Origin of the sequence: Actinocrinis sp. (genome assembly GCF_035650855.1) — a bacterium.
In the GTDB taxonomy this organism is placed as follows: domain Bacteria; phylum Actinomycetota; class Actinomycetes; order Streptomycetales; family Catenulisporaceae; genus Actinocrinis.
Genome location: NZ_DASRGV010000092.1, coordinates 33727 through 49341 on the forward strand (window position 1 = coordinate 33727; position 15615 = coordinate 49341).

A 15615-nucleotide genomic window follows, 5' to 3' on the forward strand; every position below is an offset into this window, starting at 1 on the left:
GTTAAACGCCTTCCTCGACGAGTTCAGAGCTCTGCGACAGTAGGTCGCGGTAGGCGGGCTCGGTCTCCAGCAGCTCGTGGTGGGTGCCGAGCGCGGTGATGGTGTGGCCGCCGTCGGGGTGCGGGCCGAGCAGCGCGACCCGGTCGGCGAGCAGCACGGTGGAGGCGCGGTGCGCGACGACCAGGCCGGTGGTCTCGGCGAGGACCGCGCGCAGCGCCTGCTCGACCAGGCCCTCGGTGTGCACGTCGAGCGCGGAGAGCGGGTCGTCGAGCACGAGCACAGGCGGGCGGCCGATCACGGCCCGGGCCAGGGCGAGACGCTGGCGCTGTCCGCCGGAGAGGGACAGGCCCTGCTCGCCGACCCGGGTGTCCAGGCCCCAGGGCAGGTCGTGCACGAAGCCGGCCTGCGCGATCCGCAGCGCCTCCTCGACCTGCTCCGCGGTGGCCTCGGGCCGGCCGAGCACGAGGTTCTCCCGGACGCTGGCGGAGAACAGGGTCGGGTCCTCGAAGGCGCAGGCGACCCGGGCGCGCAGCTCGGTCAGCGGCAGCTCGCGCACGTCGGTCCCGTCGACCAGCACCCGGCCGCCGGTGACGTCGTAGAGGCGGGGCACCAGCGAGGTCAGGGTGGTCTTGCCGCAGCCGGTCGGGCCGACGATCGCGATGGTCTCGCCGGGGGCGAGGCGCAGGTTCACGTCGGTGAGGATCGCCTGCTCGGACACCCGGCCGAGGGCGACCGGGTAGCTGAAGCTCACGTGCTCGAAGGCGAGGCGCGCGTCGTCGGCCGCGGGAGCCGGCCGGGCGTCCGGGCGCGGGCGCTCGGTCAGCCGGGCACGGGCGGGGACGTCAGCGGCCGCCGAGGCCTGCGCGGGCAGCTGCGTGGCGGCCCGCGCGGCGTGGACCTGGGGACCTGGGACCTGGGGATCTGGGACCTGGGGGCTGGCGATCTGCGGGCTGAGGATCTGCGGCTCGGCGTCGAGCACCTCGAAGACCCGCTCGGCCGCGGTGTTGGCCTCCTGGGAGGCCGCGAGCAGCCAGCCCATCGACTCGATCGGCCAGATCAGCAGCAGGTAAAGGGAGATGAAGGCGACCAGGGTGCCGAGGGTGAGGGTGCCGTCGGCCACAGCGGCGCCGCCGCCGAGGACGATCAGCCCGAGCACCACCTGCGGCTGCGCGATGATCAGCGCCCAGATCTCGGCCAGCGTCTTGATCTGGGTCAGCTGCAGGCCGCGCAGCTTGAGCGACTTGGTCAGGTAGCGGTCGGTCAGGAAGCCGGCCCGGCCGAAGGCCTTGATGGCGCGGATGCCGAGGGCCGACTCCTCGACGTCGGTGGCCACCTCGCCCTGCTGGTCCTGCACGGCGCGGATCTGCCTGCGGTACACCCGCGAGTACTTGAAGATCACGAAGCTGAGCGGCAGGCCGAAGACCACGATCAGGCCGCCGAGCAGCGGATGGATGACGATCAGCAGCACGCCGACCACGCCGAAGGTGATCGTGTTGACCACCAGGAAGATCAGCGCGAAGCCGAGGAACCGCCGGATCGCGGAGATGTCGCTGGTCATCCGGGCCACCAGCTGGCCCGACTGCCAGGAGTCGTGGAAGCCGACGTCGAGCCGCTGCAGGTGCGCGTAGAGCTCGTCGCGCAGGTCCTTCTCGATGCCGAGCGCGCTGTTGGCCAGGGTGAGCCGGCGGGCGAGGATGAGGGCGGCCTCGGCCAGGCCGAACAGCAGGGCGTAGAAGCCGAGCAGCCAGAGCGCGCCGCGGTCGCCCCGGCGCAGCGGTCCGTCCACGACCGCCTTGGTCAGCAGGGGTACGGCGACGCCGACGAGGGTGCCGCCGAGGGCGACGGTGAACATGAGCAGCATCTGCCACCGATACGGACGAACATAGGTCTTCAGACGCCATAGGGACGCGAAAGAACCGCCGGACGGCGATGAAGGGGGCATGATAAGGACCATAGGCGCTGTACGACCATCACGCACCCGGTTTTTGACCTGGTGGTACCGCATACGATGGTTTGTGCCAGGTCTCGGACGCCGTTCGCCGGTAGCGAACGGGGATCTTTTCGAATTTCACCCGTTCGAACGAGGGACGTGGCGGTAGTCACGTGTTAAGGTGGCCCCGGTTGCAGCTGCAGTTCCCTGAATGCTTCGTTTGAACGCCCGCGGGAGTACGACGGCCGCGGGCCTTTGTGTTTCGTGGCGCATCCTCTCCCGGCGTGACTGGCAAAGCGGGACGGTTCGTGGAGGGCAACCCGGGCCCCACGCAGTGTGGGACCTGTCCGACGTCCCCTTCCTAGAGGAGAGAGATGGCTTCCGGTACGGTCAAGTGGTTCAACGCGGAGAAGGGCTACGGCTTCATCTCCCAGGACGACGGCGGCGCCGACGTCTTCGTCCACTTCACTGCGATCCAGACGAGCGGCTACCGTTCGCTCGACGAGAACCAGCGCGTCGAGTTCGACGTCACCACCGGCCCCAAGGGTCCGCAGGCGGAGAACGTCAAGCCCCTGTAGTCCCGGCCGCTGTGTAGTCACAGGCCGCTGTAGTCAGCTGCACCAAGAAGCCCCTCTTCGCTGAACGGGCATCTCGCGCGCTCCGCGTCCACCGGGACGCGGAGCGTCGTGCTTTTTGCGCCGGCTCGTGCGGCACGTTGCGCTTCGCGCAGCGGGGGTACCGTGCATGGCATGGGCAGGGTGACGACGCGCGAGGCGGTGCTGAAGCTCGGCGGTGACGCGGGCGGCGGTGCGCGGCGCTCGCGGGACACGCTGGCCGCCGAGGAGCCGCTGGAGATCCGGGTCGCCGGCAAGCAGATCGCGGTGACGATGCGGACGCCGGGCGACGATTTCGATCTGGTGGCGGGTTACCTCGTCGGCGAGGGCGTGATCCGGGACGCGCACCAGTTGGCCCGGATGCGGTTCTGCGGCGACTCGGCCTGCTCGGGTCCGGTCGGGCTCGGCGGCGCGTGGTCCTCGGCAGAGCACATCGAGACAGAGGACATCGAGACCAGGCACATCGAGGTCGGGCGCATCGAGGCGGCACACGACACGTACAACATCGTCGACGTCGATCTCGCGCCGGGCACGGCGCTGCCGCTCTGGTCGCTGGACCGGAACACCTACACCACCAGCGCCTGCGGCGTGTGCGGCAAGTCGAGCATCGAGGCCGTCCGCGCCAACGCGCACTGGAGCGTCGAGACCGATCCCGTGCGGATCACGCCCGAGGTTCTCTATTCGCTGCCGAAGACGCTACGCGGCAGTCAGAAGCTGTTCTCGAAGACCGGTGGCCTGCACGCGGCCGGGCTGTTCGCGTCGGACGGGACGTTGCAGTGCGTGCGTGAGGACGTCGGGCGACACAACGCGGTGGACAAGGTGATCGGCTGGGCGGTGCGCGACGGTCGCCTGCCGCTGCGCGGGCATCTGCTCGCGGTGAGCGGGCGCGCTTCCTTCGAACTCGTGCAGAAGGCGGCGGCCGCCGGGATTCCGCTGCTCGCCGCAGTGTCGGCGCCTTCCTCGCTGGCGGTGGAGCTGGCGCGGGAGTCCGGCATGACGCTCGCGGGCTTCGTGCGCGGCGAATCCGCCAACGTCTACTGCGGCGCGGAGCGGATCGTGGTCCACAGTCCGTAGCAGGAGCGCATAGCGCCGGCCGGACGGCTAAGCCCACTTCGAGACGAGCGCCACGGCTTCCGGAGTCGAGTGCACGCCGAGCTTGGCGAGGATGTGGCGCACGTGGGTGCGCACGGTGTTCGGGGAGACGCCGAGCCGCGCGGCGATCGAGGCTCGGGCCAGCCCTTCGACCATGCAGCCGAGCACTTCGCGCTCGCGACGGGTCAGCGAGTCGACCGGGTTCGCGGGTACGGGCTGCGGCACGAGCGCCGGGATCGAGACCTGAACCGGCTGCGCGGAGGCGATGGCCAGAACCCGTGAGCTGACGCCGAGTTTGGTCAGCACGTTGCGCGTGTGCGTGCGGGCCGTGGACGGCGTGATGGACAGGTTCTTGGCGATCTGCCGGTTCGACTCGCCCTCGGCCAGGCGCATCAGCACGTGACGCTCCCGCTCGGTCAAGTTATCGCAGCTCCCGAACGTCACGGCTCAACCCCCGACGACACGACGCGGTCAGTACACATCGACCGTAGGCGCGCGCGATAGCCCGCGTGGCGAAATCCGCCGCCGTCACTCGAAAGCGTGAAAGTCGTGGCCGGTATATGTGTGCTGCGAAAATACGAAATCCTGAACCGCTAGGCGAATCGGATTACTCGGCGAGCGCCAACCACTGCTCCTCGAGCCGCTCGCGCTCGGCGGCGAGGTCGCGCAGTTCCGCGTCGAGCTTGCCGACGGCCTCGTAGTCCGTCGCCGACTGCGCCATCCGCTCGTGCAGTTCCGCCTCGCGGGTCGAGATCTTGTCCAGCTGCCGCTCGATGCGCGCCATCTCCTTCTGCGCGGCGCGCTGGTCCCGGGCGCTGGGCACGGCGCGCTCGCCCGTGGCCGGACCCGAGCCCGGCGCGCCGGTCGAGCGCTCTGCCGCCGCCTGCCTACCGCGCTGCTGTGCCGCCTCGGCCGCGGCGACGGACTCCGCGCGGCGCTGGAGGTACTGGTCCACGCCGCCCGGCAGCATCCTGATCGCGCGATCGCCGAGCAGCGCCGCGATCCGGTCCGTGGTGCGCTCGAGGAAGTAGCGGTCGTGCGAGACCACGATGAGCGAGCCGGGCCAGCCGTCGAGCAGGTCCTCGAGCGCGGTCAGCGTGTCGATGTCCAGATCGTTGGTCGGCTCGTCGAGAAGCAGCACGTTCGGCTCGTCCATCAGCAGCCGCAGCAGTTGCAGCCGCCGCCGCTCGCCGCCGGACAGGTCGCCGACCGGGGTCCACTGCTTCTCGCCGGGGAATCCGAAGCGCTCGAGCAGCTGAGAGGCCGTCAGCGTGCGGCCCTTGCCCAGATCGACGGCGGCGCGTACGTCCTCAACGGCCTTGAGCACGCGCGTTTCCGGCGGGATCTCGGTGATCTCCTGGGAGAGCAGCGCGGGCTTGACGGTGACGCCGGCCACGACCTTGCCGGAGTCCGGCGTGACGGCGCCGGTCAGCAAGCGCAGCAGGCTGGTCTTGCCCGAGCCGTTGACGCCGACGAGGCCGATGCGCTCGCCGGGCGCGAGCTGCCAGGTGACGTGCTCGAAGAGGGTGCGCGCCGCGGCGGTGCCGCTGCCTTCGTTGCCGCTGCCGTCGTTGTCGCTGCGGTCGGCGCCGACGCCCGAGTCCGCGCCCTGGGCGGAGTCCGCGCCGCCGACCGAGTACGTGACGTCTTCGAGCTCGTAGACGGTCCGCCCGAGGCGCGCGGTGGCGAACTGCATCAGCTCGGCCGCGTCGCGCGGCGGCGGCTCGGCGGCGATCAGGGCGTTGGCGGCCTCGATCCGGAACTTCGGCTTCGAGGTGCGCGCCGGGGCGCCGCGCCGCAGCCAGGCCAGCTCCTTGCGCAGCAGGTTCTGCTTGCGGTCCCAGTCCGCCGAGGCGACCCGGGAGCGCTCGGCCCGCGCCAGCACGTAGGCCGAGTAGCCGCCCTCGTAGGAGTGCACTTGGCCGCTGGTGACCTCCCAGGTCATGGTGCAGATCTCGTCGAGGAACCAGCGGTCGTGCGTGACGACGAGCAGGGCGGATCGGCGTGCTTTGAGATGCGCGGCCAGCCAGGCGATCGCCTCGACGTCGAGGTGGTTGGTGGGCTCGTCGAGCAGCAGCAGCCGGTCACCGCGGTCTGCTTCGAGCAGCGCCTTCGCCAGCGCGATCCGCCGCCGCTCGCCGCCGGACAGCGGCCCGACGACCGTGTCGAGCCCGTCCCGGTACGCGGGCGCGCCGATGCCGCCGAGCAGGCCGGTGAGCACGTCGCGCACGTGCGCCTGCCCGGCCCATTCGTGCTCAGCCATACCGGCCAGCAACAGTTGCCGGATCGTCGCGGCCGGGTCGAGCTCGTCGTGCTGCCCGACCACGTTGACCTGCACCGAGCCGCTGTGGATCACCCGGCCGGCATCAGGCGTCTCAAGCTTGGCGAGCAGGCGCAGCAGCGTCGATTTACCGCCGCCGTTGCGCCCGACCACGCCGATGCGGTCGCCTTCCGCGATGCCGAGCGACACGCCGTCGAGCAGCGTCCGGGTGCCGTACGCCTTGCTCACGGCCTCGATGTTGACCAGGTTTGCCACGACAGCAACGGTACCCGGACGCGACGTGTGCTCTGCTTTCGCGCTGTTCAGCGCCCTACACGACTACTCGGCGATCGGCAGTACCGCACCGTCGCGCAGGAAGAGCGGAATGCGTTCCAGCGGAGCGTCGACAGTCACCGACTGGCCACCGTCGTACTCCTGTCCTGTCCACGCATCGCGCCACGAGGCGCCCGACGGCAGGTACACGGTCCACTCACGCGCCCCCGCCTCAAGCACCGGCGCGACAAGCAGATCCGGGCCGAACAGGTACGCCGTGTCGATCTCCCACGCCTTCGGGTCGTCCGGGAACTCGACGAAGAAGGGCCGCATCGGCGTAGCGCCGCTCTCGTGTGCGTCACGCATCACCTCGGCGATGTACGGCTTGATCCGCTCGCGCAGCGCGATGTACGAGGCCATGATCTCGGCCGCTTCCTCGCCGTAAGACCAGATCTCGTTGGGCGCGCCGGTCATCTGCGGGCCGAAGGCCGTGGCCGGGGAGCGCACGCCGTGCAGCCGGAAGATGGGGCTGAACGCGCCGAACTGGAACCAGCGGACCATCACCTCGCGGTAGTCCGGGGAGGTCGGGTCGCCGCCGTGGAAGCCGCCGATGTCGGTGTTCCACCACGGAATCCCGCTCAGCGCGGTGTTCAGCCCGGCCGGGATCTGCTTACGCAGCGTCTCGAAGTCGGTGAATATGTCGCCGGACCAGAGGATCGCGCCGTAGCGCTGCGAGCCGGCCCAGGCCGAGCGGTTGAGGGTGACCACCTCGGTGCGGCCCTCGGTGAGCATGCCCTCGTGGAACATCCGGGAGTTCTCGCGCGGGTACATGTTGCCGACTTCGAGGCCGGGGCCGGCGTGGTAGCGCAGGTTCGCCGAGTAGCCGGGCTTGAGTTCGGGTTCGCAGGCGTCGGCCCAGAAGACCTCGATGCCGAGGGAGAGGTAGTTCTCGCGCACCTTCGACCACACGAACTCGCGGGCCACCGGGTTGGTCGCGTCGTAGAAGGCGACCTGCACGGTCTTGTCGATGCCCTTGTCCGGCCAGTCGGCGTGCGCGACCGGGCCGAACTCGGTGCCGATGAACAGGCCGCGCCGCTCCATCTCCGCGTGGAACTCGGACAGCGGGCTGACGGAGGGCCAGACCGACACCATCAGCCGGGTTCCGTACTGCTCCAGCTCCTTGACCGCGGCCTGCGGGTCCGGCCACTCGGCCGGGTCGAAGCGCCACTCGCCCAGGTGCGTCCAGTGGAAGAAGTCGGCGACGATCACCGCGAGGGGCAGGCCGCGGCGGTGGTATTCGCGGGCGACCTCAAGCAGTTCCTCCTGCGACTTGTAGCGCAGCTTGCACTGCCAGAATCCGGCCGCCCACTCCGGCAGCAGCGGGGCGTGACCGGTGGCGTCGGCGTAGTTGCGCTGAATCTGCGCGGGCGAGCCCGCGGTGATCCAGTAGTCGAGCTGGCGGGCGCTGTCGGCGACCCAGCGGGTGCCGTTGACGGCCAGTTCCACGCGGCCGATGGCCGGGTTGTTCCACAGGAAACCGTAGCCGCGCGAGGAAACCAGAAAAGGGATGCTGACCTCTGAGTTGCGCTGTACGAGCTCGACGACCGCGCCCTTCTGGTCGTAGAGGCCGTGCTGGTGCTGGCCGAGGCCGTACAGCCGTTCGTCGGGGTACGCCGCGAATCGCTGCTCAAGGCGCGCGTAGCCGTTGCCGTGTGCGGTACGCAGTCGCGGGCCGGGCCACCAGAAGTGCGCATCCTGCTCTGCGAGCAGTTCGGTGCCGTCAGCGGTACGGGTAAAGGTGATCCGGCCGATGGCGGAGATCGTCGCGGTAACCGCACCGTTGACGACGGTCGCCTCACGCGTGCCGATGACGACGGTCGGCTCGGTGTCGAGCGGCGGAGCGGTCTCGGCGACCAGGGCGCCCGGCAGAGCGTCGAGGATCGGCCCGCCGACCCGGGAGCGGACTCGCAGCGCGTCGGCGCCCCAGGCCTCGATCCGTAGGGTCTCCTGGCGGCCGGTCCACTCCAGGCCGCCGGGGGCTGCGCGGAACTCGCCCTCCTCGTGGGCGAGCGAGGCGAGCGGCGCTTCGTCAGACATTCATGTGCCTTTCGGACGTGAAGAGGTGGGGCCGACGGCGGCCCCGGGGTCGCCTCGGGTCCGTTGGCGCGGGCGGACTCGGGCCGGTGCTGCGGGCGGAGGTCAGGAGGCGACGAAGCCGGCGGTGGCGAGGGGTGCGGTCGATTCCCGCACGGTGAGCGTCGGGGGGATCAGGGTGATCGACTCGGAGCGATCGCCCTCAAGCTGGGCCATGGCGAGCCGGACCGCGCGCCGCCCCATCTCCTCCGCCGGGATGGACACGCTGGTCAGCCGCGGCGAGGACTGCAGCGCGACCTGGTCGGGGCAGATCGCGACGACGCTGGTCTCCTCGGGCACCGCACGGCCGGACAATCGCAGCAGGCTGAGCAGCGGCGGGATGGCCGACTCGTTCTGCACGACGAAGCCGGTGGTCGAGGGGCGCTCCTCCAGGATGCGCGACAGTATCCCCGCGGTGGACTCGTACGTTCCTTCGCAGGCCCGGTGCATCGCGCGCAGGCCGCGTTCGGCGGCGCGGCGCTGGAAGCCGGTGAGCGTGCGCGCGGCGAACCCGGTGTGCCGCTGGTAGACGCCCTCGCCCTCGCCGATCAGCGCCACGTCCCGGTGGCCGAGGTCGGCCAGGTGGTCGGCGCAGGCCGCGCCGGTGGCCTCGAAGTCCAGGTCCACGCAGGCCAGGCCGGCCGGGTCGGCGGGCAACCCGATCAGCACGGCCGGGGTGTCGGTCTCACGCAGCACCGGGATGCGGTCGTCGTCCAGCTCGATGTCCATCAGGATCATCGCGTCGGCCAGGCCGCTGCCGGCGATCCGGCGCACCCCGCGGGTGCCCTCGTCCTTAGTCAGCAGCAGCACGTCCTGGCCGTACTCGCGGGCCTCGGTGGTGACCGCCATCGCGATCTCCATGATGACCGGCACGTACATGTCGCTGCGCAGCGGCACCATGAGCGCCAGAATGTTCGAGCGGTTGGAGGCCAGCGCCCGGGCGCCCGCGTGCGGGTGGTAGCCGAGCGCCTCGATCGCGGCCTCAACCTTGCGCCGGGTGTCGTCGGAAATGGACCTTTTCCGGGAGAGCACGTAGGAGACTGTGGAGGGCGAGACGCCCGCCTGGCGGGCGACTTCGGCCAGGGTCACCATGGAATCCTCCACGCCGTCCCGGTGGATGCCATCCGGGCTCGGACAGTATGAGCGGTTGACGGAACAGATCAGTCGGGGCGAGCGAGACGGCGGCGAGCCGGGCCGAAGCGGTGGGGAGCTGCTTGGTGAAGCGCTTCGACTCGTTTCCGACGGGGCCGCACCCGGTCTTGCCCATGAAGGGTAGACCGGGCAGGTAGGGAATGTCCATGGGGACCGTCGAAGCGCTTCGATAACCCTGCTGAGCCGGTTGCCGGGAACGGCCGCTGCGAACCCGCCCCGATCTTCCGCTCGCCGCGTCGCGCCCTCCGCCGCACAGGCGTTCACAAGGCCGGAAAGCCGTCAGTGACCGCGCTACGACAGAGTTCGAAGGTCGAAGTTGGTTAGAACTTTGCGATAGTGCGATGAATTCTTGGCGAACAGCGTCTTGTAGGTGACACGTGCCGTCTCTTTGATGACTGCGAGGCGATCGCCTCACCTCGCGAGTCCCTCAACAAGGAGAGACAATGCGCCACCGCATACCCACCGGTGTCCTCGCAGCGGCCACAGCCACCGCCGCCCTGGTCGCCGTCGCGGCGCCGGCAAACGCAGCGTCGAGCACCACTTCGCACAAGGCCACGGCGGTCGCCACCGCCCACCGCCACGCCGCCTCCCCCGCGTACAGCGGCAGCGGCCTGCTGTCCTACGGCGGCGGCACGGTCGTGACGTCCCCGACGATCTACATCGTGTACTGGGGCAACCAGTGGGGCACCGGATCGACGGTGACCAGCGACCCCTCGGGCGAGGCCGCGCTCCAGCTTTCCTTCTTCCAGCACGCGTACGGCAGCGGCGACACGTACTTCACCTCGCAGACCCAGTACTGCGAGGGCGTCGCCACCGGCACCAAGCAGTGCGGAAGCTCCGGAACCCACGTCGGTCACCCCTCTTCCAATCCGGTCAAGGGCACCTGGCTTGACAGCGCTTCTGCCGCGCCGAGCAAGCCGTCCGACTCGCAGCTGGCAGCCGAGGCCAAGCGCGCCGCCTCTCACTTCGGTGTCTCCGGCGACAACATCCAGATCATCGTTGACTCGCCGCACGGCGTCGTGCCCTCGGGCTTCAAGACGCAGTACTGCGCGTGGCACGACGTGACGAGCAGCTCGAGCGGCGCCGACGTGCCGTACACGAACTTCCCGTACATCACCGACGCCGGCAGCGGCTGCGGCGCGAACTTCGTCAGCGCCAGCAACGGCGTGACGGGCTCGAAGGAGGGCATCACGATCGTCGGCGGCCACGAGTACGCCGAGACCCTCACCGACCCGCAGGCCGGCAGCGGCTGGCTCGACGCCTCCGGCTACGAGACCGGCGACAAGTGCGCCTGGATCTCCAGCGGCCAGGGCGCCTCGACGATCATCAGCATGAACGGCGCCTACTTCGCGGTCCAGTCGGAGTTCAGCAACAACTACAACAACAACGCGGGCAACTGCGTCAGCTACTACGCCAGCGCGACCAACCAGCACTGACGACCGTCTGATCCCACCCACGATCACGCCGTGGCGCCGCCGGCCCGAAGGCGGCGCCACGGCCGGAACTCAGGAGCCTTCCATCCGCGCGCGCACCCTGGCCGCCCTCGCCTCCGCGGTGTTCGCGGCCGCTCTCACCGCCGGCTGCAGCTCGGCGCATACCGCACCGTCGGCCGCCGCCTCCGCGAGCCTGCCGACCTGCCGCGCCCCCGAGCCGGCCACCCTCCCGCACGCCGCGGGCAGCCTCACCGAAGCCGACTCCGGCGCGTTCTGCCTAGCTGCCGGTCAGATCCTCGACGTGTTCCTCACCGCGCCCGCCAGCGCACCGGCCGGAACGCGGTGGGGCGACATCCGCGTGACCGACACGTCAGTGATCGGATACGGCAATAACGGAGTCCTTACCCCGCCGGTGAATGTCACGGCAGGCGTGTTCGTCGGCGCGCACCACGGCGTCACGACGTTGAGCAGCACGCTTCCCGGTGGCACTACGTGGCACGTCACCATCGTCGTGCAGTAGAAGACGCGAGTCCGCAGAGCTGCCGAGCCCTCGACGCGCGGCGCCGCCCGCCCCGAGATTCGGGCAGGCGGCGCGCGGTGGGCCGGACGAGCAGCGCGTCAGCGCGTCAGATCCATGACGGCAGCCACATGTGGTTGGACCAGTCCGTGTACGGGATCGTCTGCCCGGTGTAGATCGGATAGAAGTACGCGAACAGCGCCACGACGCCGATGACCAGCGTTCCGGACACCGCCGCGCCCCAGACGCGTCTGGTCGGCGACGCGTCCGCGCGGCCGAGGATCGCGCCGATGGCCATCGTGGCGCCGAGCACCATGAAGGGCAGGAACGCGATCGCGTAGAAGGAGAAGATCGTGCGCTGGGCGTACCACATCCACGGCCCGACGCCGGCCGCGATGCCGGCCAGGATGGCGGCCGCGCGCCAGTCCCTGCGGCCGATCCAGCGCCAGAACAGGAACAGGATCGCCGCGGTCGCGAACCACCACAGCAGCGGGTTGCCGAGCGCGAGCACCTCGGCGGAGCAGGTGCCCATCGATGGGGTGCAGCCCTGCTGGCCGGTCTTCGGCGACTCGTAGTAGAAGGCGACCGGGCGGCCCATGATGAACCAGGACCACGGGTTCGACTGGTACGGGTGCGGGGTCTGCAGGTTCGAGTTGAAGCCGTACTGCTGGTCCACGTAGTTCCACAGCGACCGGAACGGGTTGGTCCAGGTCGGCCAGAAGTTCGAGGGGTGCGTGTTGGCCCAGAACCGGTTGTAGCCGCCGCCGTTGCTCGTGTCGAAGAACCAGCCGGCGTAGGAGGCCACGAACACGAACGCGGCCGTGATCGGCAGCGCCAGGAACGCCCACAGAACTTCACGCAGCTGCGCGAGCGCCACCGACCCCAACGCCGAGATCAGCACCCAGACGATGGCACCGATCGCGAGCACGAGCCAGACCAACTTGAGCGCAGGCAGCGGAGTTTTCATCACCGCCGCGACCGCGCCCGCGAGAATCAGGACCGAGGCCCAGAGCCAAACGGCCGATGCCCGGCGCACGCCGATCGCACGACGAGCACCGATGTCCCAGCTGACGGTCAGCAGCGCGAAAACCGCGACGAAGAAGATGGCGTTCCATTTGGTCGCTGTCGCCAGCCCGAGTGAGAGACCCGCGATCCACCGCCAAGGGCGCCAACCGAGCTTCGGGCCGAACTCACTACGCGGCAGCATCACGGTAAGCCCGCGTTCCTCGCGCCAGTCGGCGAATTTCGCCCGGGTCTTGTCCCGGTCGACCAGCAGCGCCGCGAAGGCGGCGAGGATGAAGAACATCTGGATGCCGTCGAGCAGCGCGGTGCGGGCCATCACGAAGGCCAGGCCGTCGAAGGAGAACAGCAGGCCGGCGATGCAGCCCATCAGGGTCGAGCGGAACATCCGGCGCGCGGCGCGGGCGATGATGAAGATCGCCAGCGTGCCGAGCACCGCCTCCATCAGCCGCCAGCCGACCGGGTTCAGGCCCCAGATCTGCTCGCCGGCGCCGATGACCCACTTGCCGAACGGCGGGTGCGCCACGAACTCCTGGCAGCCGGAGGAGCAGCTGAAGTCCGCGATGCCGCTGTGGCCGAAGGTTCCGGGGCCGACCAGCTTGCCGTTGGCGACCGAGCCGTTGCTGGCCGGGTCCCAGCCGTGCTCCCAGCCGTAGACGTACATCGACCAGGCGTCCTTGGCGTAGTACGTCTCGTCGAAGATCACCGAGTTGGGCCACACCAGGTTCCAGAACCGCAGCACGCCGCCGACGATGGTGATCGCCAGCGGCAGGATCCAGCCGGCGCCGCGGAAGAACTCCGGGTAGAACGGCGGCACCAGCCGGTCGCGCAGCGGGGCGCGCGGCTCCGGAGTCGGCGTGCCGTTGGCGCGATACCAGACCCGCCCGCGTTCCCAGCCGCGGCGCATGCGGCGGCGCCAGGGCGCGTCGAAGGGCTCTGCCTCCGGCCACGCCTCCGCCGCGCCGCCCTCGAACTTCGCCTCGCCGTTCGCGGTCGCGGTGCCGGGCGCGTCGTGCTCGCCGCGCCGCGGCGCGCCGCCGAGCTCCTCCGCCGGGCTCGCAGGCTCCGGCCAGTCGGGCAGTTCGGCCGCGTTGTCGCTCTGCAGGTCGCTGGTCACGCGGGCCATCGTACGGATTGGCCCCCGCCCCGCGCACCAGGGGACGATGGATTCGTGAAACCTGATCGTCCGTTTTTGTACTCGGCCCCGCGTTCGCAGGACGGCGCCGGCGTGCTCGTCCTGGCCGGCACGCCGATCGGCGATCCCGCCGACGCCCCGGCCCGGCTGGCCGCGGAACTCGCCGCCGCGGACGTCATCGCAGCTGAGGACACCAGACGGCTGCGGCGGCTGACCCAGGAGCTCGGGGTCGAGCCGGCCGGGCGTGTCGTGTCGTACTTCGAGGCCAATGAGAGCGCCCGCACGCCGGAGCTGGTCGCGCGGCTGGTCGAGGGCGCCCGGGTGCTGCTGGTCACCGACGCCGGGATGCCGTCCGTCTCAGATCCCGGTTTTCGGCTGGTCACGGCGGCGGTGGCGGCCGGAGTGCGGGTCACCGCGGTGCCCGGTCCCTCGGCGGTGCTGACGGCTTTGGCGCTTTCCGGACTCCCAGTCGACCGGTTCTGCTTCGAGGGCTTTCTGCCGCGCAAGGCCGGCGAGCGGGCGCGGACCTTGGCCGCCAATGCCGACGAGCCGCGCACCATGGTGTTCTTCGAGGCTCCGCACCGGCTCGGTGAAACTCTCACTGCGATGGCTGACGCGTTCGGCGCAGACCGGCCGGCCGCGGTGTGCCGCGAGCTGACGAAGACCTACGAAGAGGTACGGCGCGGGCCACTCGGCGAGTTGGCGGCGTGGGCGGCCGAGGGGGTGCGGGGGGAGATCACGGTGGTGGTTGGAGGGGCGGAGCCAAAGCGCGCCGAGGACACGACGCCCGAGGAGTTGGCGGCGCTGGTGGCCGAGCGGGAGGCGGGGGGCGAGCACCGCAAGGCGGCGATCGCGGCCGTGGCGGCGCAGACCGGCGTGCCGAAGCGGGCGGTGTTCGACGCGGTGGTGGCCGCGAAGGAGGAAAAGGAGGGATCGGCGAGCGAGCCCCCGGAGGGATGAGCGCTCGCCACCGTCCGCTGCCGGTAAGAGCGACCGCGGAGTGGGGGCCCCACTCCGCGGTCGCTCTCAACCGTGCCGGATCGGGCGAACAGCCCCGTTAGGATTTGGGCATGGCTTCTGGCAGCGACGCCCCGGGCTCCGGGGACAAGACCTTCTACGTCACCACGCCGATTTACTACGTGAACGACGCGCCGCACATCGGGCACGCCTACACGACGACGGCCGGTGACGTCCTCACGCGTTGGCACCGCCAGCGCGGCGAGTCCGTCTGGTTCCTCACCGGCACCGACGAACACGGCCAGAAGGTCATGCGCACGGCCGAGGCCAACGGCACCACGCCGCAGGAGTGGACCGACCGGCTGGTCGAGTCCGCCTGGAAGCCCGCGCTCGTCACCATCGACGCGGCGAACGACGACTTCATCCGCACCACCGAGCGGCGGCACACCGAGCGGGTCCAGGAGTTCTGGCAGCGGCTCTATGACGCCGGTGAGGTGTACAAGGGCTCGTACGAGGGCCCGTACTGCGTGGGCTGCGAGGAGTTCAAGCTGCCGGGCGAGCTGCTCGATGGCGAGGGCGAGTACGCCGGCCAGAAGGTCTGCGCCATCCACGGCACGCCGGTCGAGTACATCGCGGAGGAGAACTACTTCTTCCGGATGTCCGCGTACACCGAGCGGCTGCTGGAGCACTACGAGGCGCACCCGGAGTTCGTCCAGCCCGCCTCGGCCCGCAACGAGGTCGTCTCGTTCGTCAAGCAGGGGCTGCAGGACCTGTCGATCTCGCGCTCCTCGTTCGACTGGGGCATCCCGATCCCGTGGGACCCGAAGCACGTGCTCTACGTCTGGATCGACGCGCTGCTCAACTACGCCACCGCGATCGGGCTCGACGCACCGTCGGCCGCGGACAAGGAGAAGTTCGAGCGCACCTGGCCGGCCGACGTGCACCTGGTCGGCAAGGACATCCTGCGCTTCCACGCGGTGATCTGGCCGGCCATGCTGCTGGCCGCGGGGCTGCCGCTGCCGAAGCAGGTGTTCGGGCACGGCTGGCTGCTGGTCGGCGGCGAGAAGATGTCGAAGTCGAAGCTGACCGGCATCGCCCC

The 15615-nt window shown here is 70.2% G+C and carries 11 protein-coding genes and 2 pseudogenes; 6 read left to right on the forward strand and 7 right to left on the reverse strand.

Going from position 1 to position 15615, the window contains the following annotated elements; all coding sequences use genetic code 11:
* Position 1: 1 nt before the first annotated feature.
* Complete coding sequence (locus VFB40_RS07400) at positions 2 to 1954, reverse strand: ABC transporter ATP-binding protein (protein ID WP_349261380.1); 1953 nt, start codon at positions 1952 to 1954, stop codon at positions 2 to 4.
* Positions 1955 to 2304: 350 nt separating this feature from the next.
* Between VFB40_RS07400 and VFB40_RS07405 the strand changes: the two genes are divergently transcribed.
* Positions 2305 to 2508: a cold-shock protein gene (locus tag VFB40_RS07405; RefSeq protein WP_324848547.1), complete on the forward strand. Its 204-nt coding sequence runs from the start codon at positions 2305 to 2307 to the stop codon at positions 2506 to 2508.
* A gap of 171 nt (positions 2509 to 2679) precedes the next feature.
* Entirely contained in the window at positions 2680 to 3618 is a 939-nt protein-coding gene (gene fdhD / locus VFB40_RS07410) for a formate dehydrogenase accessory sulfurtransferase FdhD (RefSeq protein ID WP_324848548.1), read from the forward strand.
* A gap of 27 nt (positions 3619 to 3645) precedes the next feature.
* Here the strand turns inward: fdhD and VFB40_RS28480 are convergent.
* The 5 genes and pseudogenes from VFB40_RS28480 to VFB40_RS07430 all read right to left on the reverse strand — a co-directional run.
* Positions 3646 to 3834: pseudogene (locus tag VFB40_RS28480) on the reverse strand (helix-turn-helix domain-containing protein); the annotation flags it as partial.
* A 75-nt stretch (positions 3835 to 3909) separates the two neighbouring features.
* Positions 3910 to 4080 (reverse strand): annotated as a pseudogene (locus tag VFB40_RS28485) (response regulator transcription factor); the annotation flags it as partial.
* A 163-nt stretch (positions 4081 to 4243) separates the two neighbouring features.
* Positions 4244 to 6172 (reverse strand): ABC-F family ATP-binding cassette domain-containing protein, encoded by a 1929-nt coding sequence (locus tag VFB40_RS07420; RefSeq protein ID WP_324848550.1) that lies wholly within the window; start codon positions 6170 to 6172, stop codon positions 4244 to 4246.
* Between the two features lie 63 nt (positions 6173 to 6235).
* Positions 6236 to 8266 carry a glycoside hydrolase family 31 protein gene (locus VFB40_RS07425; protein ID WP_324848551.1) on the reverse strand — a complete coding sequence of 677 codons (2031 nt, stop codon included), beginning with the start codon at positions 8264 to 8266 and terminating at the stop codon, positions 6236 to 6238.
* A 102-nt stretch (positions 8267 to 8368) separates the two neighbouring features.
* Positions 8369 to 9394: a LacI family DNA-binding transcriptional regulator gene (locus tag VFB40_RS07430; protein WP_324848552.1), complete on the reverse strand. Its 1026-nt coding sequence runs from the start codon at positions 9392 to 9394 to the stop codon at positions 8369 to 8371.
* Between the two features lie 503 nt (positions 9395 to 9897).
* Between VFB40_RS07430 and VFB40_RS07435 the strand changes: the two genes are divergently transcribed.
* The gene (locus tag VFB40_RS07435) at positions 9898 to 10890 is read left to right on the forward strand and encodes a hypothetical protein (RefSeq protein WP_324848553.1); all 993 of its coding nucleotides are present in this window, start codon (positions 9898 to 9900) and stop codon (positions 10888 to 10890) included.
* A gap of 118 nt (positions 10891 to 11008) precedes the next feature.
* A complete protein-coding gene (locus VFB40_RS07440; RefSeq protein WP_324848554.1) occupies positions 11009 to 11407 on the forward strand; it encodes a hypothetical protein in 399 nt (132 codons plus the stop codon).
* Between the two features lie 106 nt (positions 11408 to 11513).
* Here the strand turns inward: VFB40_RS07440 and VFB40_RS07445 are convergent, their stop codons facing one another.
* The gene (locus VFB40_RS07445; RefSeq protein ID WP_324848555.1) at positions 11514 to 13541 is read right to left on the reverse strand and encodes a dolichyl-phosphate-mannose--protein mannosyltransferase; all 2028 of its coding nucleotides are present in this window, start codon (positions 13539 to 13541) and stop codon (positions 11514 to 11516) included.
* Positions 13542 to 13595: 54 nt separating this feature from the next.
* Between VFB40_RS07445 and rsmI the strand changes: the two genes are divergently transcribed.
* Positions 13596 to 14519: a 16S rRNA (cytidine(1402)-2'-O)-methyltransferase gene (gene rsmI / locus VFB40_RS07450; RefSeq protein ID WP_324848556.1), complete on the forward strand. Its 924-nt coding sequence runs from the start codon at positions 13596 to 13598 to the stop codon at positions 14517 to 14519.
* A gap of 110 nt (positions 14520 to 14629) precedes the next feature.
* A partial coding sequence (gene metG / locus VFB40_RS07455; protein ID WP_324848557.1) for a methionine--tRNA ligase occupies positions 14630 to 15615 on the forward strand: 986 nt, incomplete at its 3' end.

Coding starts and splice junctions, on each gene's coding strand:
- VFB40_RS07400 (WP_349261380.1), bottom strand. CDS start 1,954: ATGGTCCTTATCATGCCCCCTTCATCGCCGTCCGGCGGTTCTTTCGCG.
- VFB40_RS07405 (WP_324848547.1), top strand. CDS start 2,305: ATGGCTTCCGGTACGGTCAAGTGGTTCAACGCGGAGAAGGGCTACGGC.
- VFB40_RS07425 (WP_324848551.1), bottom strand. CDS start 8,266: ATGTCTGACGAAGCGCCGCTCGCCTCGCTCGCCCACGAGGAGGGCGAG.
- VFB40_RS07435 (WP_324848553.1), top strand. CDS start 9,898: ATGCGCCACCGCATACCCACCGGTGTCCTCGCAGCGGCCACAGCCACC.
- fdhD (WP_324848548.1), top strand. CDS start 2,680: ATGGGCAGGGTGACGACGCGCGAGGCGGTGCTGAAGCTCGGCGGTGAC.
- VFB40_RS07430 (WP_324848552.1), bottom strand. CDS start 9,394: ATGGTGACCCTGGCCGAAGTCGCCCGCCAGGCGGGCGTCTCGCCCTCC.